This window comes from Actinoplanes campanulatus (assembly GCF_014647795.1).
Classification (GTDB): domain Bacteria; phylum Actinomycetota; class Actinomycetes; order Mycobacteriales; family Micromonosporaceae; genus Actinoplanes; species Actinoplanes campanulatus.
This window is the reverse complement of the sequence record NZ_BMPW01000009.1, coordinates 187,276-212,324: the sequence shown is the minus strand read 5'-3', so window position 1 is coordinate 212,324 and position 25,049 is coordinate 187,276. Positions and strand designations below refer to the sequence as shown.

Below are 25,049 nucleotides of genomic sequence, written 5' to 3'. Positions count from 1 at the left end.
CACCTTCCCCATAGGCAAATGTTTCCTGAGGGGAAAGATACCCGAACTCTTTCCTCGGGGGCAAGGGATGACCCAGCCGGTATGCCCAGCCGGAGATCAACCACAGGTCATTCATAGGCTTCGATGTTTCGATGCGGTCTCCCCCAACGGCAGAAGGAGGAACCCATGCAGGACAACGATGCCTTCGTGCGCGAGGTGCACGACAAGGGCCTCGCCTACGACCTACCCGTCATGACCCGGCGGCGGATGCTGTCCACGATCGGCGGGGCCGGCGCCCTGGCTGTGGCCGGCGGCGCCCTGATCAACGGCACCGCCGACCCGGCCCTCGCCGCCTGCGCCGCCGAGGTCGACTCGGAGACCGCCGGACCGTACCCGGCCGACGGCTCGAACGGCCCCAACGTGCGCGTGCTCTCCGGCATCGTGCGCAGTGACATCCGGTCGTCGTTCGGCACGTCGACCACCACCGCGCCGGGCGTACCGTTGCAGTTCTCGCTGACCGTGCTGAACTCGGCCTGCACACCGACCGTCGGCGCGGCGGTCTACGCCTGGCACTGCGACCGGCCCGGGCGCTACTCGCTCTACTCGTCCGGCGTCACGAACCAGAACTACCTGCGCGGCATCCAGGTGACCAACTCGTCCGGCACGGTGACGTTCACCAGCATCTACCCGGGCTGCTACGCGGGCCGGTGGCCGCACATCCACTTCGAGGTGTACTCGTCGCTGGCCGCGGCCACCAGCGCGTCCGGGCCGATCCGGAAGACCTCGCAGATCGCGCTGCCGGAGTCCGTCTCACGGACGGTCTACAGCAGCGCGACCGGCTATTCGCAGAGCGTCACCAACCTGAGCCGGGTCACCCTGGCCAGTGACATGGTGTTCGGTGACGACCTGGCCGCCACCCAGATGGCGACCGTGACCGGTTCGGTGTCGGCCGGCTACGTGGCGAACCTGACCATCACGGTTCCCTAACGCAGTACGCCGTGCGGGTCCAGCACGTACTTACGGGCCGCCCCCTGGTCGAACTCCTGGTATCCCCGCGGAGCCTCGTCCAGGGGGATCGGCGTGGCGTTGACGTTGCGCGCGATCCGCACCCGGTCGTGCAGGATCGCCATCATGAGCTGGTGGTTGTACTTCATCACCGGGCACTGGCCGGTGACGAAGGAGTGCGACTTCGCCCAGCCCAGGCCGAGCCGCAACGACAGCGAACCGACCTGCGCGGCCTCGTCCACCCCGCCCGGGTCACCCGTCACATACAGACCGGGTACGCCGATCGCCCCGCCCGCCCGGGTGAGGTCCATCAGCGAGTTCAGCACGGTGGCCGGCATCTCGGTCGACGAGTCCCGCCCGTGTCCCCGGGCCTCGAATCCGACCGCGTCGACGGCCGAGTCGACCAGCGGCTGCCCGATCGCGGGAGCCGCCCGCCCGAGGATCTGCTGCACCTGCTCGACCGGGTCACCGTGCGCCACGTTGATCGTCTCGCACCCGAAGCTGCGGGCCTGCGCGAGCCGCTCGTCGTTGAGGTCGCCGACGATGACGACCGCCGCGCCGAGCAGGAACGCCGAGGTGGCGGCGGCCAGCCCGACCGGTCCGGCGCCGGCGATGTAGACGGTCGAGCCGGTGGTCACGCCCGCGCTCACACAGCCGTGGTAGCCGGTCGGGAAGATGTCGCTGAGCATGGCCAGGTCGAGGATCTTCTCCATGGCCTGGTCCCGGTCCGGGAAGCGGAGCAGGTTCCAGTCGGCGTACGGGACCATCACGTACTCCGCCTGGCCACCGACCCAGCCACCCATGTCGACGTACCCGTACGCTGATCCGGGTCTGTCGGGGTTGACGTTGAGACACACGCCGGTCTTGCGCTCCTTGCAGTTGCGGCACCGGCCGCAGGAGATGTTGAACGGCACCGACACGATGTCGCCGACCCGGACGAACTCCACGTCGGGCCCGACGTCCACCACCTCACCGGTGATCTCGTGCCCGAGGACCAGCCCCTCCGGGGCGGTGGTCCGGCCGCGGACCATGTGCTGGTCGCTGCCGCAGATGTTGCTGACCACGGTCTTGAGGATCGCTCCGTGCGGGGTCCGGCGGCCCACGTTCTCCTTGTTGACCCCCGGCCCGTCCCGCATCTCGTACCCGGGGTAGTCGATGTCGTGCACCTCGACCCGTCCGGGGCCCTGGTAGACAACGGCTCTGTTGCCCATGGCGCCTCCTTCACTAGTCACGGCCAGTCTCATCCGGAGCGTGACGTGAACAGAACCGTCAGTAGTGACAAATGATGCCTAGACGGGCCGTGGCCCGTACTTGCCCTCCAGTTCGGTCTTGGTCGCCGGATCCTCGAAGTCGAGGCGCCGGGTCTCGTTGCGCTGGTTGTCGGCTTCGTCCCAGACGGTGACCGTCACCGAACGCAGCGGCTCCAGCTCGCTGGCCCAGATCATGCGGACCACCTCGTCGGTGACCGCCGCGACGTCGGCGCCGGCCTTGATCCGCACGCTGGCGTCGGCACGCCGCGACGCCGTGAAGTTGTCCTGATAGATCACCTCGGCGCCGGCGACCTCGGACCGCCCCTCCAGGTCACTCTGCAGCCGCTGGGTGATCGCGCTCGCCGCCTCGTGTTCCCGCTCCCCCAGCCCGCATCCGGCCAGCCCGGCCACCAGCAGAAGAAGGGCGACGAGGAGACCCCGACGGACTACCGATCTCTCGTTCATGGCTTTCGGCCCAATTCGTAGACGGAAACTTCCATGCGTACGTCCCGGCCACCCGGTAGGAAGGCGGACGCGCTGTCGCGGAACCCGGTGACCGAAGGATTCGTGCTCTGGTCCAGCGCCCGGCCCGCGGGTAGGTAGGACGTCTCGGTGCCGTGGTTCGACTCGGCGCTGCCCTGCTGGTCGGCGAAGGTGACCGTGGTCCAGTTCGGGCGGTCCGGGTTGTCCGCCGCGTCCAGGTGCGGCACCAGGTCGTGTTCGTTCTCCAGGGACAGGACCTGAACGCCGTCCGGGACATCGACACGTCCGATCGGGGAACCCGCGGTCACCACATGTGTGACGTTGAAGTCGAAGTCGGCGGTGCCGCGGTCGTGTGCCGCCTGCGCTGCGACCATGCCACCCTGGGAGTGCCCGACGAGCATCACCGGATCGGTGCTCGACGCGCCCGCCTCCCGCAGAGCCATGGCGATGGCATGCTGCCTGGCGGTGACATCGCCGCCCAGCACGCGCACGTTGGTGCCGAGGTCGTTGGTCTCCGGGTTGAAGCCGTTGAACGGCAGGTTCCAGTCCTTCGTCCCCGGAATGTTCACCACGAACGCCTCGGTCCCGTCCGGATCGACGATCCTCTTGACGTCGATCCGGTCGGGAGTGCCTCCCGGAACCTGCCCGTTGCGATAGTCGAGGCCGTCCACGATGTCACCGAGGCTGCCCGGCACGACGGTCCCGCGTGGCTGGTCCGGGAATCTGTCGGTCACGTCCGTCACGACCGGTGTGCCGTCCGGGTAGAGGCCGGCGATCAGGTCGGCGCCGCCCTTCACGTCGGTGACCACCCCACCCCCGGTCAGTACGCCCAACAGCCCCGGCGCCCCGCCCACGACCGCGTCCACGATGCCCGGGTGATCGGTGATGATCCGCTGGAACGAGCCCGGATCCTCGATCAGCCCGGTCACGATGCCCGGGTCGGTGATCAGCAGCCCGGCGATCCCGGCCGGCAGCGTCACCGGCGCCATCGCTCCGGCGCTCCACCGGACCGCGTCGATCAGGGCCGCCCCGGCGGCGTCGGTGGCCTCGTACGACGCCGATGCCGCCCGCAGCCCCACCGCCCGCACCCCGAACTCGGCCGCCTGCCCGCTCAGCCCGCCCGGCCCGTCGAGCGCCTCCACCAGCGCCGCCTCGAAGCGGGCCGCGGTGACCGGCGACAGCACCGCCGAGGCGAGGACGTCCGGGTCGGCGGCGACGGCGTGGCAGTCCACAGCGACCCGTCCGAGGGTGCGGGCCAGGTCGTCGCTGCCGCGGGCCAGCATGGCCAGGTCCGCGTAGTCGGCGCTGACCCCGCCCGCGCCGCCGGTGATCTCCGGTTCAGCCATGGGAGGCCTCCAGCACGGTGGCCAGTGCAGGGGCCAGCCAGCTCGGGAAATCGGCCGGCTCGACCGGCTCGAACCGGACCCTCCGGCCGGGCAGGGGCCGCATCCCGGTCCACCGGTCGCCGGTACGCAGCCACACCACCCGCCCGGCGAGCACGCCGGAGTTCGGTGCCCGGCCGGTGACCAGCGCCGACAGCGTCCCGTGGGTGACCGCGCGGGCCCGGGCCACCGGTCCCGTCGTGTCCCGCGGCAGCCAGGTGAACCAGGCGGGGTCCGGCTCCCGCAGCTCGTCCAGCGACACGGTCCCGGTGAGCACCGAGGCCGGGTTGAGCACCGACAGCACCGAGGCCGGCTCGTCGGGCACGGCCCGCAGCAGCTCCCGCCCGATCTCCGCGGCCGGGAAGAGGGACAGTTCGGCCCGGTCGCCGGGCAGCGCGAACAGGCTCGCCCCGAACACTCCGGCCAGCGCGTACCAGCCGCGCAGCGCCCGCCCGTCCATCCCGGCCTCGACCCGCACCGCCGCCACCGGCCGGGCGAGCACACCCAGGTTCACCGCGAGTGCCTCTCCGGCCGGCGGAACGCCGGCGAGCGGATCGCCGGCGACGATGCCCGGCGGCAGCGTGAGCCCCAGCCCCCGGGCGTAGCCGAGCAGTTCGTCACCATCGAGGACGAGCCGCCGGGCCGCCGTCACAGCGCGCCCTCACCACGCATGAACCGCCCCACCTCGAGCCACCGGACGTCACCGGCGGCGGGCAGATTGTCCGGCCGGAACGGCCAGTTCGCCCACGGCGGCTCGGTCAGCCCTCGCCGTAGGATGCGCCCGGCCGCCTCGATCAGGTCGTCGGCCCGGTCCACCAGGCTCTTCCCGGTGTCCACGAACCACTGCCGGGTCTCGCGTTCGATCCGGGCGATGTCGGCGATGATCTGCCGGACGCTCTCCGCGTGCTCGGCGAGCAGGGCGGCCGCGTGTTCGATCTCGGCGGCCTGCCGGTCCACTTCGGCCCGGTCCCGGCTGAGCCGCTCCCGGTAGGCGGCGGCCCCGTCGGACACCCACTCGGCGGCGTGCCCGCGCGCCTCATGGGTGGCCGCCTCGTCACGGATCCGCGCGGCCCTCTCCCGGAGCCGGGCAGCCAGCCGGTCGAGCTCGTCCGGGTCCCCGTACAGCCCCATCGCGCCCACCTCCCAGCAGGACGTCTCGCTGGGGTCTACGCCGGGCGCCCGGTTTCCGTTCAGAGGCGCCGCGAAGTCGGCACCACCATCCGGGCTCCGAGCGAGTGCGCGATCAGCACGCCCGCGGCGGCCACGAAGACGATGTCCTTGATGATGTACTGCGCCTCCAGCGTCGGCCGGAAGTTCACGAACAGGTCGGCCGGGAACAGCACCAGCGGCGACATCATCCCGGCCAGCACCGGCAACAGCAGCGTCAGCCCGGCCCGCAGCGCGATCCCGCTGATCAGCACCACGCCGAGCGCGACCTCCACCAGGGCGGTGCCGACGACCGCGGCCCGCCCGCCGATCAGCCCGAACGTCAGCAGATCCACGGTCCGCATCACCAGCGCCTCGGCCGGTGACGCCCCCGGGACGAATTTCAGGTTCCCGAACATCACCAGGATCATCCCGAGCGAGATCCGCAGCGCTTCCGGGCCGCGCGCGCCCAGCCAGGCGGCGATCCTCACCCGCATCGGGATCTCTTCCCCGACTCGTACCAGCTCACCGACGCTCACGACGCCTCCCCTCCGGACCTTCGCGCGTCTGCCGCGCTCTGCCCTTAACGATCCGGCGGCGGCTTTCGCCGACGATTCCGCCGCCGCGCGTCACTCCCGCCGCGTGAGTCCGCTCACCCCGCTGCCTCCTCCCAGATCCCATTCCCGGTACGCCTACAGCGCCCCCGAAAGCACGAACACCGCCCCGCCCGCGCCAAGCGACCACCTGCACCCTCCAGGCCGTAACGCCCGCATCCGGCCGGCACTCTCCCGCACCCCGAGGGCGAGTGGGCAGCCAAGCCCGGCGGGGGTCCGTCGGGCGGCCACCGCCGAACGGGTGGAGGACCTGGGCGGGCCACTGCTCGACTGAGGCCGGTCTCCTGAGCCGGCTCCCAAGACGCTCCGGTGGAAGCCGGCCGAGAGTCTCCGCAGCTCGGGCGGGCCCGGACTCTGCTGGTCAATCGGCCCTCTGCCCGTCCCCCGGGCTCGTTGGCGCCGACCAGCGCACACGTAACGGTTTCCGTGGTCGCCCGCCCGTTTCATGGCGGCAGGCCGGGCACACGGACGGCGCGACGTGAGCGCCCACCGGGCTGGAAGCGCGGGCGGCGGGCGGCCCTCAGGACCCTCCTGGGCAAGATCGACTACGGTGCGCAGCCATCTGAAACGGACAGGCCGTCGACGGGCGCGGCAAAGGCGTGCGTGGGCGGATGCTCGCGGGTCTTCCCAGGGCAGAGCGCCAGGGGCGTAGCGGGTGCTCGCGAGTCTTCCCAGGGCGGAGCGCCAGGGGCGTACCGGAAAAGGGCGTGCGGGAAAGGTCCTGGCTGGAGTGACGCGGGGTGAAAGACGTCCCCGGCCGACGGGCGGCGGCCGGGGACGTGGGCGGAGCGAGGCTGGTCAGGCGGTGTGGGTGAGGACTCCGCCGCGGGTGGGGGCCGGTTCGGTCTCGGCGAGGGTGACGCGGGTGCGGACCGGTTCGCTGGGCAGGGGCGCGGCGCCGGCGCCGGCGGTGGGGCGTGGGCGGCGCGGCTGGAGGCGGCCGGCGCTGCCGCCCCGGCCGGGGTAGATGAGCAGGCCGTTGACCGGGTCGGGGACGGCGTCGAGGGCGGCCTGGACGGCGGGCAGATCGCGGAAGGCGGGCCAGGCCTCGGCGTCCTTGAAGGCGATCTCCAGGAGCAGGCCCCAGCGGAACGGGTGCCACGCCCACTGCTGGGCGCCGTGGGACACCGCGGCGGACAGCAGGACCTGCTCGTGCGAGTCCCGCCATCGCTCGGCGGACGACAACGGTCCGTCAAGGATCTCGATCGACCACCACTGCAGACTCATCGGAGACCTCCGCGGAAACCCCCGGCTTCAGCCGGGGCGAGGAAACGGATTTCCCACGGTGCAATGCAGAAGAGGCCGGCTCGCTGCCAGGGCAGATCCGGCGTCCCACTCGTGGGGACCGAGTGAACAGTCGTGCTACCGTCCATCGTGTTCGGTCGGCGAGAGCCAAGCCAACCGGGATGAACGTGTGTTGTCGAAGATTTGCCACGGCGGAGCGTGACCGTGCCAGTGCTGACGACGTGAGACATGCGGCTGGTCCCCTTTCGGGGCGGCGGGTCGGATGCGGTCTGAGCTGGGAAATCTCCCGGATTCATCCGTCGAGATGGCGTTAAATCGACCACCATCGCAGCTCACCGTGCTCCCGATGCTACTGCGGTGGATCGGTGAGGTGAGTGGATTCGGCACGTTTACGGCCAAGGTTGGCACCCGCGACGACGGAGGCCGCAGCGGCCATGATGATGTCCAGGGGTCTTCTGGTCGATCACCCAGATAGACCCCTAGGCCGCGTGCCTTCCAGAGTGCCGGTCGGCGGCTGGCAGAGCGGCACGCCGGTGGGCGCGCCGTAGGCCGTTGCGGGCCGGCCTGGTGGTGCGGGCCTCGGGCAGTTGCGGGCCGGCCCAGGAGGGGATGGCGCCGGGCGGGCTCAGGGTGCGGTCCGGGGGGATCCACAGCGGCTGCGGGGTGATCGGCGAGCCCCACCACATGATCGTCCCGTAGCCGCGGACCAGCGGTGGCTGGAGCGCCGGCCAATACGCCTCGGCGGGGATGGCCAGGCGCCACGTCTCGGCGGGCACCAGCGCCAGCCCGGCCCGTGGTGGCGGCACCATCACGGCCGTGCCGGCGGGGGCGAGCGCGGGCTCGTCGCCGGCCGGGGCGACCGCGGCGGGGGCCGAGGCCAGCACGATCGCCGAGCCGACGGTGACCGCGCCGGCGGCCAGGGCGGCCCACTCCCAGCCGGGGCGGACGGTGTCGCCGATCAGGGTGAGCGCGATGATCGACGGCAGCACCACCTCGCCGGTCCAGTGGACGGCGGTGACCCGGCCGACCTCGCCGCCCTGGAGGGCGCTGGCGTAGAGCAGCATGCCGGTCAGCGCGAACAGGATCATGGTCCAGGTGACCGGCTCGGTGACCACCGCGACCACGGCGGTGGACGCCTGCGCCATCTCCTCGTCGGGGAACTGGAGGGCGCGGCCGGAGATCGCCGCGCCGCCGAGGGAGAAGCCGCCGATCATGGCGATCAGGCCGGGCCGGCCGGTCCGGGTGGCGCCCCAGCCGAGCGTCCACAGGCACAGCAGCGCCGCGACCAGGCCGATCCGCACCCGGGTGGACGGCAGCATCTCGTGCTGCTGGCCGGCGGAGAGCGCCAGGACGCCGAGGGCGGCGGTGGTGCAGACGATGGCGGCCACGTCACGGCGGCGCAATGTGGAGCCGAGGAACAGCCACGCGCCGACGGCGGTGACCGCGAGCGAGCCGGCCAGGACCGACTCGACCACGTAGACCGCGAGATGCTGGAGGGCGACGATCGCGCCGACCCAGGCGACGATGTCGAACCCGATGCCGATCAGGTAGAGCGGGTGACCCAGGGTGCTGACCGTGCTGTGGCTGCGCTTGGCGCCGACGGCCTGGAGGATCGATCCGGTGGCATAACTGAACGCCCCGAAGATCGCCATCCCCAGCGCGAACCAGCTCATGGAGGTCATCGCCCAACCCCCACAAGATCACGCTCGGTCGATCGATCGGTCACACTCGGATCATATGACCCGGAAAAGATCCAAGCGAGCGAATCCTTCGATGGTCTCCGCGATACGCCGCAGATCCCCCGGGCCGCACCGGTGGTCGACCGGCAGGGTCAGCATCCGCTCGGCCAGGCCGGCCGCCTCGTCGTCGCCGCTCCAGAACCCGGCCCGGTCCTGCCGCCAGTGCACCGGCGCGTAGATCCCGTGGCGGGCGAGGTGGGCGAGCAGCGCGTCGCGTACCTGCTCGGAGGGGCAGGTGAGCTGGACCCGGAAGCCGTCGGAGGTCACCCGGCCGACGAGGGCCGCCGCGATGTCGGCGGCGTTGCGGGCACTCGCGGCACGGATCCCGGCGACGTCGAGGACCGGCAGCACCGCGGTGGTGAACGCGGAGGCGGCCGCCGCGCTGCCCAGCAGCTGGTGCTCTCCGCGCTGCTGGAGCTCACGGAAGTGGTCCTTGGGCACCGGCCGTCCGCCCTGCCAGGCGGCCTTGAGCAGCATGGCGGTCAGTTTCAGCTCGGCGCCGCCGGACGCCGGACCGGACGGCACCGGCAGGTCGAGACCGCGCGGCGACCACAGCAGACCGCCGTCCGGCAGCGGCAACGTCTTGCGGAGCGAGGCCACCGCGTACGCCGCCGTGCTGGCACAGGCCCACTCGCTGAACGGGTCGTGCGAGTGGTCCTCGATCACCGTGACGCCCGGGTGCGCGCGCATCCACGCGTCCCAGGCGGTGCCGTCGTCGCGGCCGAACAGGCTCTGCGCCAGCACCACGTCGCCGTCCTCGGCGCGCAGCGTGTCCCAGCGCGGCCCGTGCCCGTCCGGCAGGTGCCGGTACCAGGTGATCGGGACCTGGGCGGCGAGCGCCTCGGCCACCCCCATGCAGAAGTAGGTGGGCACGTGCAGACGCCCGGCCGGGACCAGCAGGTCCAGCAGCGAGCCGAGCGCCCCGCACCCGGTGGCGAACAGCGCCCGCCGGGTGGGCAGCCAGCCGGGCAGGCCGCCCCGCTCAGCACTGAGCAGGACGGCCGGGTCCCAGTGGAACTCGGAGCCGATCTCAGCCGACACGGCTGACTTCCTCCGCGGGGGCCTGCTGACGGGTGATGTTGAGCTGGTCGACGTGGACCGGCGGCTCGTCGCGGTTCAGGCTGACCGCGGTCCGCCACACGATCCTCAGGTCGAGCAGGGGCGACCAGTTGTCGACGTACCAGCGGTCCAGGATGAACCGCTGCGCCCAGTCGATGTCGTCGCGGCCGTTGACCTGCGCCCAGCCGGTGATGCCGGGCTTCACCTCGAGGCGGCGGGCGTCCTCCGGCGAGTAGCAGGCGACCTGCGGCAGCACGTCCGGGCGGGGGCCGACCAGGTTCATCTGCCCGCGCAGCACGTTGATCAGCTGGGGCAGCTCGTCCAGGCTGGTCCGCCGCAGGAACCGGCCGCACCGGGTGATCCGCGGATCGTTCTCGACCAGGCCGAACGGGTCGTCGATGCCCAGCTCGGCGCTCATCGCCACCGAGTTGTGCACCATCGAGCGGAACTTGAGCATCCGGAACGGCACGCCGTTTCTGCCGGCGCGGTCCTGGACGAAGAGGACACCCTTGCCGTCGGCGATCCGGATCCAGGCCGCCAGGGCCAGCATCACCGGGGCGAGCAGGAGAAGAAGGAGCAGGGCGGTCAGCCGGTTGAGGCCGTTCCAGATCAGGCGCACGATGTTCCTCTTCTCTTACAGCGACTCGACGTTCGGGCCGGTCAGGCGGTGCCGGGTGTCCAGCACGTATGGCGCGTGCTCCAGGACCAGGTCGAGGTCGAAGTCGTCGTGGTCGGCGAGCAGCACCACGGCGTCGGCGGCGGCGATCTGGTCGGCGGTGAGCGGGACCATGCCGACCCGGCTGTCGACGTGGGCGTCCTCGACCACGTGCGGATCGGTGGCCCGGACCTCGGCGCCCATGTCCAGCAGCAGGGACGCGACACGGCGGGCCGGCGACTCCCGGGCGTCGCCGCTGTTCTTCTTGTAGGCCAGGCCGAGCAGCAGGATCCGCGACCCGTTGACCGCCTTGCGGCGCTTGTTGAGGGCGGCGACCAGGCGGCGTACCACGTAGTCGGGCATGTGGTTGTTGATGTCGTTGGCCAGCTCGACGAAGCGGAAGCTCTGCCCGAGGGTCCGCTGCACCCGCCAGGACAGGTAGGACGGATCGATCGGCAGGCAGTGGCCGCCGACGCCGGGGCCCGGGGTGAACCGCATGTAGCCGAACGGCTTGGACCCGGCGGCCGCGATCGCCTCCCAGACGTCGATGCCGAGGTCGTGTGCGTACACCGCGAGTTCGTTGACCAGGGCGATGTTGACGTGCCGGAAGGTGTTCTCGAGGAGCTTGGCCAGCTCGGCGACCTTCGGGTCGGAGACCGGCACGGTCTGCTCGACGACCGAGGCGTAGAAGGCCTGCACCCGCTCCAGGGAGGCCGGGTTGATGCCGGAGACCACCTTGGGCGTGGTGGTGAGGTTCCACTCCCGGTTGCCCGGGTCGATGCGCTCGGGGCTGTAGCCGAGGTGGAAGTCGACGCCGGCGATCAACCCGGAGCCCTCCTCCAGCAGCGGCGCGACCAGCTCGGTGGTGGTGCCCGGGTAGGTGGTGGACTCCAGCGCCACGGTGGCGCCCGGCCGCAGGTAGCGGGCCAGGGTGCGGGCCGAGTCCTCGATGTAGGTGAGGTCGGGGCTGCCGTCGCGCAGCGGTGTCGGCACGGCGATCACCGCGACGTCGAAGCCGGCGCACGCGCGGGGGTCCGACGACGGGTGGAACGAGCCGCTCGCGAGGACGCGTTGCAGATGGGCGGAGGAGACGTCGTCCACGTACGACTCACCGGCGGCGAGGCGTTTGATCCGCTCGTCGTCGACGTCGAACCCGACGACGGTGTGCCCGACCTCGGCCGCACGGACCGCGAGCGGCAGTCCCACGTAACCCTGACCGGCGATGACGACCCGCATGGGCGTGTTCTCCTTCGACATTTTCCGGGCCTTGCGCAGGCGGCGCCCGTAGCGCCGGTTCTTCACGGACGCCGGCCCGGTGGGACGGCGGCGGTCTCGGGGCGGCGCTGTTTGCCGGCGATGACCGGGTGCGGCTTCTTCGGCAGGGCCGGGCTCGCGGCGAGCCAGTGCAGGACGGCGATCAGGTCCTCCCGGGGCGATGACGGGTCGAGCAGGGACAGCACGGCCCCGTCCAGCTGTGGCACCGGCGCCTGCGAGATCAGCGGGTGGTTGGGCCGGTGGTCCGGCTCGTCCGGCCCGAGCAGCACCTCGGCCAGCTTCTCGGCCGGCCGCAGACCGGTGTAGACGATCTGGATGTGCTGGTCGGCGGCGTCGGCGATGCGCTTGGCGACGTCGGCGATGCGTACCGGCTCGCCCATGTCGAGGATCAGCACCTCGCCTTTGCTCTCCAGTGCGCCGGCCTGGATGACCAGCCGCACCGCCTCCTGGACGGTCATGAAGTAGCGGGTCACGTCCGGGTGGGTGACGGTGATCGGGCCGCCCGCCTCGACCTGCGCCGCGAAGGCGGTGAGCACCGAGCCGCGGGACCCGAGCACGTTGCCGAAGCGGACGCTGCAGTAGGTGCCGGGGACCAGGGCGTCGGCGGCCGCGGTGAGCCGCTCGGTGATCCGCTTGGAGTAGCCGAGGACGCTGCACGGGTCGGCGGCCTTGTCGGTGGAGATGTTGACCAGCCGGTCGACGCCGTGCCGCATCGCGGTCTGGAGGATCTGGTACGTCCCGATGATGTTGGTCTTGAGCGCCTCGGACGGGTGCATCTCCAGCAGCGGCAGGTGCTTGAGGGCCGCCGCGTGGAAGACCACCTGCGGCTTGTGCTCGGCGAACACCTCGTCGAGGCGCTGCTCGTCGCGGATGTCGGCGACCACCAGGTTCCGGTCGTCGAGCTGGCCGCGGCCGTCCAGGGACAGCTGCACGGCGTGCAGGCCGGACTCGTCGCGGTCCAGCATCACCAGCTTGGCCGGGTTGAACCGGGCCACCTGCCGGCACAGTTCCGAGCCGATCGAGCCGCCGGCGCCGGTGACCAGCACCCGGCGGCCGGACAGGTAGCCGGCGACGGCCTCCAGGTCGATGCCGACCTCGCGGCGGCCGAGCAGGTCCTCGTGGCTGACCGGGCGGATGTCCTCGACCCGGACGGTACGCCCGAACAGCTCCACCACCGGCGGAACCACCTTGAGGTCGACGTTGAGCGGCTGGGCCAGTTCGGTGAGCGCCCGGATCAGGTCGGCGCTGGCGCTCGGGATGGCGATCACCACCGCCTCGGCGCGGAACCGGCGGACCACGTCGGCCATGTCGTCGCGGGTGCCGACGACCGGCACGCCCATCACCCGGAAGGTGCGCTTGGCCGGGTCGTCGTCGAGCAGGGCCACCGGCACGTACGGGCTGGCCGGGCTGCGCAGCATGGCCCGGATGACCGAGGTGGCGCCCTCCCCGGCGCCCATCACCACGACCCGGGCGCCGCGGTCCGGGGACGGCCGCAGCCGGCTGTCCTGGAGCGAGCGGACCATGTAGCGGACGCCGGCGGTGAGCACCAGCGCGAACATGCCGGCCGCGATGATCGCCGTGCGCGGCACGAGCCGGCCCAGCACGGTGTCCAGGACCAGCACCGCCGGCACGGTCACGGCGGAGGTCTTGACCAGTGCGGCGATCTCCTCGAAGCAGCCGTACGCCCACCGTCCGGTGTAGAGCCCGAAATTGATGCCGGCCAGCGTGTGCACGGCCGCGGCGACCGCGGACAGCACCACCAGACCGGTGAGATCGACGTTGCCGATGTGCCCGTCGTGCCGCAGCAGCGTGGCGATCAGCAGCGCGGTGGCCAGGGCCGCCGCGTCGGTGAGCGCCCGTGCGGCGCGACCGGGCAGGGCTCGGCGATGCCACGGCACCGGGTGTGCGCCCGGGCCGCGCGACTCGCCGAACGCTTGTCGCCGTACCTGCATGGATTCCCCCTCGTACGATGCCGGCGCGGCCGGCCGCGGATCCTTCGCTCGACAAGGAAAAAACGAGTCGGTGCAAATGCATTTCCGGACATTGAAATGCGGGCAGCGACTCGTCTGCGTAGCGTCCTATCGACCTTTCGCAAATTTAGAGTTCCAGTCAGCGAGGTCGGTTTACAGTAGCAATTGTCATGGGCTATGCGAGTAAACCTCATGTTCGCCGTTCTATTGAGGACAGGGCCTTGATCGGCATTTCCGCGAGATACTTCCGGATGACTACGGATGGCCATTCGGCGGAGGATGTCATATCCACGATGAGAAGGACTCACTTTAGGCGTGACATCTGAGACTTCCGTTGCGACGCCGTTTCCGGCAGCGTCTTGAGCGCGGGTGTCGCAAGCGTTCTGTCGAGAATGCGACCGGGGGACAAAGACATGAGGGTGCTGCATGTGATCAGCACGCTGGAGCCGGGTGGAGCCGGGCAGCAATTGCGGTTGCTGGTGCGCCGGCTGCCGTACGAGAGCGAGGTGGTCACCCTGGCGCCGGCCGGCGCCGCGGACGTGCCCGACGGCGTCGAGGTCCACCGGATCACCACGACCCGCGACCACGACCCGGCGGCGGTCCGGCGGCTGCGGCAGCTGATGCGCGCCGGCCGGTACGACGTGGTGCACACCCACCTGTACCGGGCGTGCGTGCAGGGCCGGATCGCGGCCCGGCTGGCCGGCGTCCCGCACGTGGTGGCGACCGAGCACCACCTGGGCACCGAGACCATCGAGGGCCGCCGGGTCTCCCCCGCGGTCCGCGCCCTCTACCTGGCCGGTGAGCGCCTCGGGCAGGTCACCATCGCGGCGTCCCCGGCGATCGCCGGGCGGCTGCGCTCGTGGGGCGTCCCGGAGCGGCGGATCACCATGATCCCCAAGGCGATCGACGCCCGCGAGTTCCGGTTCGACCCGGCGCTGCGGGCGGCGGCCCGGGCCCGGCTCGGCGTGGCGCCGGACGTGCCGGTGATCGGCGGGCTCGGGCGGCTCGAACCGGACAAGCGGTTCGACCTGCTGATCCGCGCGGTCGCCGAGGTGCCGGATTCGGTGCTGCTGCTGGTCGGCGACGGTTCGGCGCGCGCCGACCTGGAACGGCTCGCGGTGATCGCGGGCGTCGCCGACCGGGTGCTGTTCGCCGGGGCGGTGGCCCACCCGCGGGAGATGCTCTGCGCCATGGACGTCTTCGCGTCACCCGACCACACCGCCTTCGGCACGGCCACGCTGGAGGCGATCGCCGCCGGGCTGCCCGCCGTCTACGGCTCGTGCATGCCGCTGGAGGAGCGGGTGGCGGCGCGCGCGACGGTCCGCGGCACCCACCGGCTCTCCCTGGACCGGGAGTCGCTGCCGCGGGCGCTGCGCGCCGAGGTGCTCTGCCTGGCCGAACGCCGCGGGCGACGGCTGCCGGCCCGGTCGGCGGGAGTCCGGTACGACGCGGACCACCTGGCCGCCTCGGTCGGCCGGCTCTACGAGCGGATCGGCGACCGGCCCGGGCCCCGCCGGGTCATCGCACCACTGCTGGGCTACCGCGGCCGATTCGGTCGAAAGAACAGTTTTCCACTGCCCGGCGGAAATGTGCGAAACGCATGAGCCGGCGGAATATCAGGTAGCCCACCACGGTGCCGAACGTGTTCGACGTCAGGTCGTGCACATCGGCCCAGCGCAGGCCGTGCAGGGTCAGCAACAGGAACAGTTGGGCCGACTCGATGCCGAGGCTGATCGCGAAACCGGTCTTCACCACCGGGCCCCAGCCGCGCACCCCGAAGACCATGTGCAGTACGGCGCCGAGCGGCAGCGTCATCACCATGTTCAGCACGAAGTCGCGACGGCGCATGTCCTCGATCGGCACCCAGAGGATCCGCTCCAGATCCGGGCCGCCGGCGCCCGGTCCCCAGGACAGACTCATCGGGAGCATCGTCGCGCCGAGAATGGCCACCGCATACCACCCGGCGAACCAGAAGACGATGAGCCGGCCCGGGGTCAACTGCCCACGGCGGTGCAGGAACACCGTGGAAACGATCATCAGAATGACACCCAGAGGCAGCAGAACGGGCAGCGCCGGGATGTCGAGTCGATGGACTGGCATCCGTTCCCACGCTACCCGGCCGCACCGGTCAGCGAAGCCATCCCTCCTTGCGGGCGATCCGGATGGCGTCCAGCCGGTTACGTGCCCCGGTCTTGGAGATGATCGCGGACAGATAGTTGCGCACCGTCCCGCCGGACAGGTAGAGCCGGCCGGCGATCTCCTTCACCGACTCGCCCTCCGCGGCCAGGCCGAGGACCTCCAGCTCGCGGGTGCTCAGGCCACGATCGGTGTTCAGCGAGGCGGCCTGCAACATCGGCGACACCACGCGCTCGCCGCGGGCCAGGCGCCGCACCGCGTCCGCCAGCATGGCCGGTGACGAGTCCTTGACCAGGAAGTTCAGCCCACCGTTCCACCGGCGGGGCGGCAGCATGCCCCGTTTCGACGGATCACACAGCAGCAGCATCGAGCAGGACGGGATCGCGGTGTGCAGCTCGTCGGCTATCGGCAGGATCTGACTCACCATGTACTGCGTGTCGATCACGACGACGGCCGGCCAGAGCTGGGCGGCACGCTGCGCCAGATCGGCGCCGATCGGGAGGGTGTCGACGTAGTGCATGTCCGGTTCGGTCTCGAGGAACGCTCGCACCGGGACACCGAAGTATCCCTCGTCTCTCACCACAACGACCCGGATCATCACACCACCCTTGCCGAGGGACGCCGGCTTCCGGCCGGTTCGTCGACCTGTCAGGAACGTTGGATGCACATACCTTTCTATCGCCCCGTGTCCATTCGGACGACCTCGGGTCGACAGATCTTCCATTGATCCGGGAAAACGGTCGTTCACCCAGCTCAACCCTCATTCGTGCCAATGGCGATCTCCACTGGGCACATACTTAACGTAACGGTACGGAGCACTCTCCGCACACAGTGATAGCCGATCGAACGAGTCAGGTATGCCGGATCAACGATTCAGGTGGCCGAAATGACCGGGACATCGATCAGTTACTCGCCGGAAACCTGGGTGATGTCCCGATTTATCTGGACCAAAGGTACAGCGAACTGATCGAACATAGCCATTCCGATCACCTGAAAGTGACAACGATCCCCTCGCCGCAACCGGACCGTTATCCATGCCATTCATGATCACCCGGAATTGGATCACGAACTCATTGCCCGAAAAGGATTACACCGTTCCCCCGCACGGGTGACGAGCCGCCGCGCCCCTTCCGGGTCGCCCTTCCGGCTTCACTCACGCACCTTCATCGGTACGCGTGACGCCGCCCCCGACCGCACCCCACCCGCCCCGCCCGTTCGGCCCGGCCGCGACCCAGGTTCCCGCGCCGGCCCGACCCCACACGGGCAAGGCCGGCACCGACCGGGCCACACGCCTCCGCGCTCACCAACCGCGACCGGCGGCCGCTCACGTCGCGCCGTCCGTGTGCCCGGCCTGCCGCCACGACGCGGGCGGGCTACCACGAAAACCGTTACGTGTGCGCTGGCCGGCACAACGAGCCGGAGGGACGGACAGAGGACCAAGTGACCAACAGGGTCAGCGCTGTCGCGGGGCGGTTGAAACCGCTCCGGGAGCCGGCTGGGCATGATCGCGACGGGGCGGGGGCTTGTTGCGGGGTGCGGCTTCGGGTGGCGGGGGTGCCGGTGTTGTGGGCGACGGCCTGGAGTGGGCAGGTGGCCCGACGGGCGCGCTGCGGCATGGAGTTGCAGATGGTCGCGCGGCTTGGTGGGCGTTGTGGTTGCGGTTGTGGGCGAATTGTCGCGTACGAGAAAAGGAAGAGTGGGAAATTAACGGACAAATGGGGGATCGGGTTTTGGGGGTGACACCTGTGGAAGGGGGCTGTACAGTGCCGTGCGATGAATACCTTCGTTTGTGGATCGGGGGTTCTGTTCGCAAAAGGTGAGTGCTGATGCGCTCATGGATTGCGAACGGGGAATCCCGTCTTCAGGGCTGGCGGCGTGCGCGGGAGTTCGGCGTGCCGCCTTCGATGATCGAGTCCGCTACCGCGCGACGGGTGGCCGGCGATTGGGCCGGGGCCTGCGCGGCCGCGCATGTGGACGTTGATCTCAATCTTCGGGCCGTCGGGCGCGCCCATGGGCGTGGGTTCGCGGCGATGATTCGTGCCGATCTTCGGCGGATGGCTCCTGAGCTGCTGCGATGGCATCTTCCGCGGGTTGCGCCGGACGGGCTGCTGCGGCCCGGTCTGACCATGACGCTCGCCCGGTATCCGGGAGCGGCCATCCATCTGGTGGCACGGACCGCTCCGGGATGGGCCGCGGGCGGGCAGCGGATCAGTCTCGCCTTGTGGGAGCCGCGTTCCCGGGATCCGGGGCCGCATCCGCGCGCTCGGCCGGATCGGCGGTTCCGGCTCGATCTGCATCCTCATCTCTGGGCCGCCGATCAAGCTGCTGAGCTGCGGGAACGCTGCGGCTCGGACGGTTGGCGGCCCGCTCCGGAAGGCTATGCGACGCACCGCTGGGAGGCCGAAGCCGCGATCCTGCGGGCGGCCGAACGGCGGGACGGGCCGGTCACCGTTCGTCCCGGGGGCGGGCGGCGGCTGGTGCTCGGGGAGGACCGTCCACGGCGTGCCGACCGGGGCGGGGATCCGGCCGGGATGGTGCTGCCGTGGGCGGCCACCTGGGTCCTGCCCGACCTGGAGTTGCTCCATGCCGGACTGATCACACCGGACCGGTTGCATCCGCTGGTGGCGGCGGCGCTGGCGCCGGGCCGTTCCGGGGCGCCCAGCGGGGCGCCCGGCCGTTCCGGGGCGCCCGGCCGTTCCGGGGCGCCCGGCCGTTTCGGGGCGCCCGACCCGGCCGGAGTCGGTGCGGGCGTCCGCGATGGGGAGCGGCTGGTCGAGTGCCGGGGCGAGGTCCATCGGCTCGGGCTGGTGGACGGGGCGCTCAGACCGCTCGATCACGGCGAGGAGGAGCTGCGGCGGGAGGAGATCCTGCGGCGGCTCGGCGGCCCGCAACTTCCGTGCCTGGCGGCCATCACCGGTCAGGGGCGGCGGCCGGCGTTCCTCGACGAGGTCCGGAACCGGCTCGATCACGGCGATCACGACGGGGCGCTGGCCGTCGCGGAGGAGCACCTCGGGCCGGAAGCGCGGCTGCCGGAGGGTGAGCTCCGGGACGAGTTCGCGGCCGCCGTGGAGGAGCGGGTCCGGCACGGGATGTTCCGGGCCGGGCTGCTCTCCGGCGAACCGGGGCTCTCCGGGAAGGTCGAACTCGGGCGGCTCGGACGCCGGGGACGGGACCACCGGACACCACGACGAGCACGCCACTTTCAACCTGCTGAATCGATAAAAGGTGATCATTCTTGACTCTTACCGTGGCCACGGATCTGCTCACTCTGCTCGCCGACACCCGTACCGAGGAACGGCCCGACAACCAGCTCGACGCTCTCACCCTGGCCGTCGCCGCCGACCTGCCGGTGCTGCTCTGGGGCGAACCGGGCATCGGCAAGACCGCCACCCTGCATCAACTCGCCGACGGTCTGGGACTGCCACTGACCACGGTGATCGCCAGCGTGCACGAACCGTCCGACTTCGCGGGCCTGCCGATCGTCGGTGACGATCCGGCCGTACAGGGGGTGCCGATGGCGCCGCCGGACTGGGCGGTCCGACTGGTCCGGGCCGGTCGGGGCCTGCTCTTCCTGGACGAGCTGTCGACCGCCCCGCCCGCCGTACAGGCCGCCCTGCTCCGGGTGGTCCTGGAACGGCGGGTGGGCGCGTTGCGGTTGCCGGACGGCGTACGGATCGTGGCGGCCGCGAACCCGCGCTCCTCGGCCGCGGACGGCTGGGAGCTCAGCCCACCGCTGGCGAACCGGTTCGTACACCTCCAATGGACGTACGAGCACGAGGTCGTCGTCCGCGGCCTCGGTGGAACCTGGCCGCGTGCCGTCCTTCCGTCCCTGGATGCGGGCCGTCTGCCGGAGGCGGTGGACATGGCCCGGCGCTCGGTGTGCGGTTTCCTGCGTGCCCGGCCGACCATGGTGCACCGCCTGCCGGACACCGAGACCCGCCGGGGCGGCCCGTGGCCGTCGCCGCGCAGCTGGGACATGGCGTTGCGGCTGATCGCGTTCGCCACCGCGGCGGGCGCCTCGCGCGAGGTGCTGTCCATGCTGATCCGGGGCACGGTCGGCGACGGTCCGGGCCTCGAGGTGATGGCCTTCCTGGACCGGATGGACCTGCCCGACCCGGAGCACCTGCTCGCCGAACCGCACACGGCCCTGCTCCCGGAACGCGGCGACCTGCGCCAGGCGATCCTGGACGGTCTGGTCGAGGCGGTCCGGCAGCGCCCGGAACGCTCCCGCTGGGACGCGGCGTGGGTGGTGCTGGTGCGGTCGCTGAAGATGGGCGCCCCCGACCTGGTGGTGTCCCCGGCGTCCGCACTGGCCGCCCTGCGTCGCGCCGACTGGGTGCTGCCACCCGACATCGAGCGACTCACCCCGGTCCTGTCCCTCGCCGACCGGGTCGGCGCGGCCCGATGACCGGCGCAGGACCGCGTGCTGCGCTCACCGCCGGCCGCCCGACCACCGGCACAGAACCGCGTGCGACGCTCACCGCCGAGGAGAGCGAGAAGCTGTACGCGGCGCGCCTCTACGCTGCCGAGACACGGCCCTACCTGGCGACCGCCCTGTTCGCGCTGCGGGTGGTGGAGTCGCCGACCGTACCCACGATGGCGGTCGACCGTTACTGGCGCTGCTACGTCTCCCCCGCCTTCGTGGCCGCCACACCCCTCAAGGATCTCGCCGGGGTGTGGGTGCACGAGGTCGCCCACCTGCTGCGCGACCATCACGGCCGCGGCGAGCGGCTCGCCGCCGCAAAGGATCTGACCGGGCGCGGGGACCGGCTTCGGATGAACATCGCGGCCGATTTCGAGATCAACGACGATGTGTACGGCGATGGCCTGCCGCAACCACGCGGGGCGGTCCACCCCAGCCAGGTGAATCTGCCGGTCGGCCTGCTCATGGAGGAGTACGTCGCCCAGCTCTCGACGAACACCTATCGCCGGCAGCTGGCCTGGCTGGACTGCGGCAGCGGCGCGGACGGTCTGGCCCGGGTCTGGGAACTCGGCCCGGACGGCGCCCACGCCCTCAACGAACAGGAACGTGACCTGGTCCAGTTGCGGGTGGCGCAGGCGATCACCGGCGCTCCGGGCCGGGCGCCGCAGGGCTGGCGGCGGTGGGCGGAGCGGGTGATCCATCCGCCGCAGCCGTGGCGGGATCTGCTGGGCGCCGCGATCCGCTCGGCCGCCTCGGCCCCCGGCGTCGGCGAGGACTACATCTACAGCCGGCCGGCCCGGCGCTCGGTGTGCCTGCCGAAGGTGGTGCTGCCGAGCCTGCGGCGCAACCCACCGCGGGTGGCCGTGGTGATCGACACCTCGGGTTCGGTGAGCGACACCGAACTGGGCAGCGCTCTGCTCGAGGTCGCCGCGATCAGCCGGGCCGTCGGTGGCCGCAGTGATCTGGTACGGGTGGTGGCCTGCGACGCCGCCGCCCACCTGGTGGCCCCGGTCTGCACCTCGGCGGGCATCGAGCTGACCGGCGGCGGCGGAACCGACCTGCGGGCCGGCTTCGACCGTGCCCTGTCCACCCGCCCGGCACCGGACGTGGTGGTCGTCCTGACCGACGGCCAGACCCCGTGGCCCCGCAGTCAGCCCGCCTGCCGAACCGTGGTCGGCCTGTTCCGCCGCCCCCACATCGTCAACGCCGCCAACCCGGACTACCGCCCCGATCCCCCACCCTCATGGTCCCGCGTAGTAACAATCGGCTGACCCCTCAACCCCCACCCCGCCCCCGCCGCACCGCGCCACACCCCACCACGCCGCGCCCCGCCCCCGGCGCGCCCCGCCCTCGCCGCGATCTTGGGCGATCTACCACCGCAACAGGCGGCAAGTCGTCCAAGATCGTCGGGGCAACGGGAGCGCACCAACGCCCTCGATCTTGGACGTTTGGCCACCCTCAGGCGGGGTGGTGGGATGGCCAGGCGGCGCGGATCAGTGGGGTGACCGTGTCGGCGAGCCGGGCCGACTCGGCCGGGCCGAGGGACGGGTCGGCGCGACGCACGGTGATCGCGTCGCCGAGGGCGGACAGCGCGCCGTCGCCGATCCGGGCGAGGAAGCCGGTGAGGAACTCGGCGGCCGCGGCGGCATGCGGGTGGGTTCGGTCGGCGGCGACCTGGGCCATGATGATCGCGGTCAGGCAGACGTCGACGGCGGCCGGGCCTTCGGCGGTGTTGTGCCAGTCGATGACGACCGGGCCGCGCGAGGTGAGCATGACGTTCTCGGGATGAAGGTCGCGGTGCAGGATGCGGTCGCCGGGCGCGGAACTCAGACGGGTGGGCAGCTCGTGCAGGCGATGATGCAGGCCTGCGAGGATGTCGGCGCCTTCCGGCACGGTGAGCGTCCCGGCCGCGAAGGCGCCGGACATGGTGGGGCCGTCCAGCCGTTCCATGATCATGTCGGGCCCGTCCACCGAGTGCACCCGCGGCACCGGGAATCCGCGCCCGGCCAGGTATTCCATCACCGCGGCCTCGCCCGAAGCGTCATCCCCGCGACGGTAGCGGCGCAGGACCCGGTGCTCATCGAGGGCGTAGACGTCGGCCTCCCGGCCGGATCCAAGAAGATCCATGCCCGGGACGGTAGCCACACCCGGCAAATGCCATCACCAGCGATGACATCGGCGCCGGCCCGAGAAGAGCATCAGGTAGACACGCCCAAATCCGGCGGAATACGAAACGCCCGACCGGTGCGGAGCCGACAGGCGCAGAGGGCGAACACCCCGCCCAAGAGAAGAACCACCAGGCGCACAGCGAAACGCAACGCCCAACCAGTGCAGAGCCGACAGACGCAGAGGACGAACACCCGGCCCAAGAGAGGAGCCATCAGGCGCACGGCGGAACGGAACGCCCGGCCGGTGGAGGCCGGCCGGGCGTGACGTGCAGGGGTCAGTGCAGGACGACGGGAGGAATGTTCTCGTCGTCGAGCAGATGGGACTCCTCGTGCTTGCGGGGCAGGAACAGCGCCGGGACGATGGTGAGCACCGTCAGCACGAAACCGACCATGAACGTGTTGGCGAACGAGTCGGCCGCGAACTGGAGGCCGCGCTCGATCAGGGTCGGGTCGGGGATGGACGCGGCGATCGACGGGTCGGACTGGGCGGCCATCGCGATGCCCGCCTCGGTGACCGGGGCGCCGGTCTCCGGGTTGGTGACGCCGGGGATGGTGGGCGAGCCGTTCAGCTCGCTGGTGAGGATCACCGACATGACGGCGGATCCGACCGAGCCGGCGATCTGCTGGAGGATGTTCAGCAGGGTGGAGCCGCGGGCCACGTCGTGGTTCTTCAGGGTGCGCAGCGCCGAGGTCATGATCGGCATCATGGTGCCGCCCATGCCGAGGCCCATCACGAACAGCGAGCCGCACAGCAGCAGGTACGACGTGTCCGTCCCGACCTGGGTGAAGGTGTAGAACCCGCCCGCGATCAGGAGCAGCGCGAACGGCACGGTCCGCCCGACCGGGTGTTTGTCGGCGAGGATGCCGGCGATCGGCATGGTCACCATGGCGCCGATGCCCTGCGGGGCCATGAGCAGGCCGGCGTGCAGCGTCGACTCGCCCCGGATCTGCAGGAAGTAGCTGGGGAAGAGCAGCCCGGCGCCCATGAAGGCGACGGTGAAGACGGCCAGCGTGATCGACGCGACGGTGAGGTTGCGGTTGCGCAGCAGCCGCAGGTCGAGCAGCGGGTGCACCGGCTTGAACGAGTAGAAGATGAAGCCGATCACCAGTGCGGCGCCGACCAGCATCGGGATCCACACCTTGTTCGCCGTGATGGTCTGCTCCTCCGGCAGGGAGGACACGCCGTAGAGGAAGAGGGCGAGGCCGGGCGACAGCATCAGCATGCCGATGAAGTCGAACGACTCGGACGGCTCGGGGCGGTCGGCCGGCAGCACGACCTGCGCGTAGATCAGCGCGGCCAGACCGATCGGCAGGTTGATCAGGAAGATCCAGTGCCAGCTGTAGGAGTCGATCAGCCAGCCGCCGAGGATCGGGCCGCCGATCGGGCCGAGCAGCATCGGGATGCCGAGGACGGCCATCAGCCGGCCGATCCGCTCGGGGCCGGCCGCCCGCGTCATGATCGTCATGCCGAGCGGCATGAGCATGCCGCCGCCGAGACCCTGGAGCACGCGGTAGCCGATGAGCTGGCCGATGCTGTCCGCGGTGGCGCACAGGACGGAGCCGATGGTGAAGAGCAGGAGGGCGGTCATGTAGAGCCGCTTGGTGCCGAACCGGTCAGCGGCCCAGCCGGTGAGCGGGATGACCGTGGCGAGGGCCAGCGTGTACGCCGTCATGGTCCACGCCACTTCGGCGTAGGTGGCGTTGAACTCCTCCTGGAAGGTGGGCAGCGCGACACTGACCACGGTCACGTCGAGGATCGACATGATGGCGCCGAGGACCACTACCCCGGCGATCTTGAGGACGGCACCGTCGAGTTTCGCCGGCGCCGCCGCGGATTGACTGCTCACAACATCTCCACAGGTTGGGCGGCATTCCGGAGCGTAGCGGTGGGGTACGACAGGGTTCTCAGGTTTCGTCGCGCTCGCAGATATCCGGTTGCCCAGATCGGCGCACCCATGCTGAGGCGAGTATTCCCAGGCCATTGGCGGTCCAATGGAGCACGATCGGGGCCAGAAGTCCGCCGCTGAGCAGCCGGAGAAAGCTGAGAACGACGCCCGCCAGGGTGGTGAACGCCACTTCCCGGGTGTCCGGAAGATGCCAGAGCCCGAAGAGCACCGAGGTCACGGCCACCGCCCAGGTGAGTCCGTGGGCCTGTTCGACCAGCGTGAACAGCACGCCACGGAACGCCACCTCCTCGAAGATCACCGTGCTCAGCGGCACGCCGAGGAGGGCGCTGCGGACCGGGTGCGGGAAGTACGGTTCGGCCAGCGCCCGGCGCGCGGCCGGGATCGCGAGGGCCACCCCGTAGCCGGCCGCGACGAGCAGGGCCGCGCTCACCCCGTACCCCCGACCGGCAGCGAGGGTGAGACCCGCCTCGGCGGGAGTGAGCCCGGAGAGAAGGACCAGCGTGGCCGCGGCGAGCGGCCCGGTGAAGGGCTGGGCCCGCGCCGGACCGCGGCGGTTCCACACGCGGACCGCCGCCATGAACGCCAGCACCAGGACGATGATCCCCCCACATTA

At 71.0% G+C, this 25,049-nt stretch carries 22 protein-coding genes; 5 read left to right on the top strand and 17 right to left on the bottom strand.

Annotated elements, in window-relative coordinates; translation table 11 throughout:
• Nucleotides 1-165 precede the first annotated feature (165 nt).
• The gene (locus tag IEZ13_RS19190) at nt 166-966 is read left to right on the top strand and encodes an intradiol ring-cleavage dioxygenase (RefSeq protein ID WP_183219607.1); all 801 of its coding nucleotides are present in this window, start codon (nt 166-168) and stop codon (nt 964-966) included.
• On the opposite strand, the gene fdhA is transcribed toward IEZ13_RS19190, so the two are convergent.
• The 12 genes from fdhA to IEZ13_RS19130 form a co-directional block, all read right to left on the bottom strand.
• A complete protein-coding gene (fdhA, locus tag IEZ13_RS19185; RefSeq protein ID WP_183219606.1) occupies nt 963-2,195 on the bottom strand; it encodes a formaldehyde dehydrogenase, glutathione-independent in 1,233 nt (410 codons plus the stop codon). The two genes, IEZ13_RS19190 and fdhA, sit on opposite strands and share 4 nt — an antisense overlap.
• A gap of 78 nt (nt 2,196-2,273) precedes the next feature.
• Nucleotides 2,274-2,699 (bottom strand): hypothetical protein, encoded by a 426-nt coding sequence (locus IEZ13_RS19180; RefSeq protein WP_183219605.1) that lies wholly within the window; start codon nt 2,697-2,699, stop codon nt 2,274-2,276.
• The gene (locus IEZ13_RS19175) at nt 2,696-4,063 is read right to left on the bottom strand and encodes an esterase/lipase family protein (RefSeq protein ID WP_183219604.1); all 1,368 of its coding nucleotides are present in this window, start codon (nt 4,061-4,063) and stop codon (nt 2,696-2,698) included. Before IEZ13_RS19175 ends, IEZ13_RS19180 begins: the two co-directional genes overlap by 4 nt.
• Nucleotides 4,056-4,751 carry a hypothetical protein gene (locus tag IEZ13_RS19170; protein WP_183219603.1) on the bottom strand — a complete coding sequence of 232 codons (696 nt, stop codon included), beginning with the start codon at nt 4,749-4,751 and terminating at the stop codon, nt 4,056-4,058. The genes IEZ13_RS19175 and IEZ13_RS19170 overlap by 8 nt, the downstream gene beginning before the upstream one ends.
• A complete protein-coding gene (locus IEZ13_RS19165) occupies nt 4,748-5,230 on the bottom strand; it encodes a hypothetical protein (protein ID WP_183219601.1) in 483 nt (160 codons plus the stop codon). The genes IEZ13_RS19170 and IEZ13_RS19165 overlap by 4 nt, the downstream gene beginning before the upstream one ends.
• A gap of 59 nt (nt 5,231-5,289) precedes the next feature.
• Nucleotides 5,290-5,784 (bottom strand): DoxX family protein, encoded by a 495-nt coding sequence (locus IEZ13_RS19160; RefSeq protein WP_203833643.1) that lies wholly within the window; start codon nt 5,782-5,784, stop codon nt 5,290-5,292.
• An 873-nt stretch (nt 5,785-6,657) separates the two neighbouring features.
• On the bottom strand, nt 6,658-7,086 hold the full coding sequence (locus IEZ13_RS19155) for a hypothetical protein (RefSeq protein WP_183219599.1): 429 nt from the start codon (nt 7,084-7,086) through the stop codon (nt 6,658-6,660).
• Between the two features lie 497 nt (nt 7,087-7,583).
• Nucleotides 7,584-8,786, bottom strand: a complete 1,203-nt coding sequence (locus IEZ13_RS19150) for a hypothetical protein (RefSeq protein ID WP_183219597.1) — start codon at nt 8,784-8,786, stop codon at nt 7,584-7,586.
• A gap of 51 nt (nt 8,787-8,837) precedes the next feature.
• Nucleotides 8,838-9,884 carry a hypothetical protein gene (locus IEZ13_RS19145; protein ID WP_183219595.1) on the bottom strand — a complete coding sequence of 349 codons (1,047 nt, stop codon included), beginning with the start codon at nt 9,882-9,884 and terminating at the stop codon, nt 8,838-8,840.
• Nucleotides 9,874-10,521, bottom strand: coding sequence for a sugar transferase (locus IEZ13_RS19140; protein WP_229794786.1), 648 nt, complete (start codon nt 10,519-10,521; stop codon nt 9,874-9,876). The genes IEZ13_RS19145 and IEZ13_RS19140 overlap by 11 nt, the downstream gene beginning before the upstream one ends.
• A 15-nt stretch (nt 10,522-10,536) precedes the next feature.
• A complete protein-coding gene (locus tag IEZ13_RS19135) occupies nt 10,537-11,793 on the bottom strand; it encodes a nucleotide sugar dehydrogenase (protein WP_183219594.1) in 1,257 nt (418 codons plus the stop codon).
• Between the two features lie 62 nt (nt 11,794-11,855).
• Complete coding sequence (locus tag IEZ13_RS19130) at nt 11,856-13,784, bottom strand: nucleoside-diphosphate sugar epimerase/dehydratase (protein WP_183219592.1); 1,929 nt, start codon at nt 13,782-13,784, stop codon at nt 11,856-11,858.
• A 431-nt stretch (nt 13,785-14,215) separates the two neighbouring features.
• On the opposite strand from IEZ13_RS19130, the gene IEZ13_RS19125 reads away from it, so the two are divergent.
• Complete coding sequence (locus IEZ13_RS19125; RefSeq protein WP_183219590.1) at nt 14,216-15,406, top strand: glycosyltransferase; 1,191 nt, start codon at nt 14,216-14,218, stop codon at nt 15,404-15,406.
• On the opposite strand, the gene IEZ13_RS19120 is transcribed toward IEZ13_RS19125, so the two are convergent.
• Entirely contained in the window at nt 15,321-15,902 is a 582-nt protein-coding gene (locus IEZ13_RS19120; protein ID WP_183219588.1) for a VanZ family protein, read from the bottom strand. The two genes, IEZ13_RS19125 and IEZ13_RS19120, sit on opposite strands and share 86 nt — an antisense overlap.
• Before the next feature lie 28 nt (nt 15,903-15,930).
• Nucleotides 15,931-16,536 carry a response regulator transcription factor gene (locus tag IEZ13_RS19115; RefSeq protein ID WP_183219586.1) on the bottom strand — a complete coding sequence of 202 codons (606 nt, stop codon included), beginning with the start codon at nt 16,534-16,536 and terminating at the stop codon, nt 15,931-15,933.
• Between the two features lie 1,228 nt (nt 16,537-17,764).
• On the opposite strand from IEZ13_RS19115, the gene IEZ13_RS19110 reads away from it, so the two are divergent.
• From IEZ13_RS19110 to IEZ13_RS19100, 3 genes are read left to right on the top strand one after another with little or no spacing between them, the layout of a single operon-like run.
• Nucleotides 17,765-19,177 carry a hypothetical protein gene (locus IEZ13_RS19110; protein WP_183219584.1) on the top strand — a complete coding sequence of 471 codons (1,413 nt, stop codon included), beginning with the start codon at nt 17,765-17,767 and terminating at the stop codon, nt 19,175-19,177.
• Complete coding sequence (locus tag IEZ13_RS19105; RefSeq protein WP_183219582.1) at nt 19,174-20,346, top strand: AAA family ATPase; 1,173 nt, start codon at nt 19,174-19,176, stop codon at nt 20,344-20,346. Before IEZ13_RS19110 ends, IEZ13_RS19105 begins: the two co-directional genes overlap by 4 nt.
• Complete coding sequence (locus tag IEZ13_RS19100) at nt 20,343-21,632, top strand: vWA domain-containing protein (RefSeq protein ID WP_183219580.1); 1,290 nt, start codon at nt 20,343-20,345, stop codon at nt 21,630-21,632. Before IEZ13_RS19105 ends, IEZ13_RS19100 begins: the two co-directional genes overlap by 4 nt.
• 187 nt (nt 21,633-21,819) lie before the next feature.
• Here the strand turns inward: IEZ13_RS19100 and IEZ13_RS19095 are convergent, their stop codons facing one another.
• The 3 genes from IEZ13_RS19095 to IEZ13_RS19085 form a co-directional block, all read right to left on the bottom strand.
• Nucleotides 21,820-22,488: a phosphotransferase gene (locus IEZ13_RS19095; RefSeq protein WP_183219578.1), complete on the bottom strand. Its 669-nt coding sequence runs from the start codon at nt 22,486-22,488 to the stop codon at nt 21,820-21,822.
• 316 nt (nt 22,489-22,804) lie between these two features.
• The gene (locus IEZ13_RS19090) at nt 22,805-24,376 is read right to left on the bottom strand and encodes a DHA2 family efflux MFS transporter permease subunit (protein ID WP_183219576.1); all 1,572 of its coding nucleotides are present in this window, start codon (nt 24,374-24,376) and stop codon (nt 22,805-22,807) included.
• Between the two features lie 58 nt (nt 24,377-24,434).
• Nucleotides 24,435-25,025: a CPBP family intramembrane glutamic endopeptidase gene (locus tag IEZ13_RS19085; protein WP_183219574.1), complete on the bottom strand. Its 591-nt coding sequence runs from the start codon at nt 25,023-25,025 to the stop codon at nt 24,435-24,437.
• Nucleotides 25,026-25,049 lie beyond the last annotated feature (24 nt).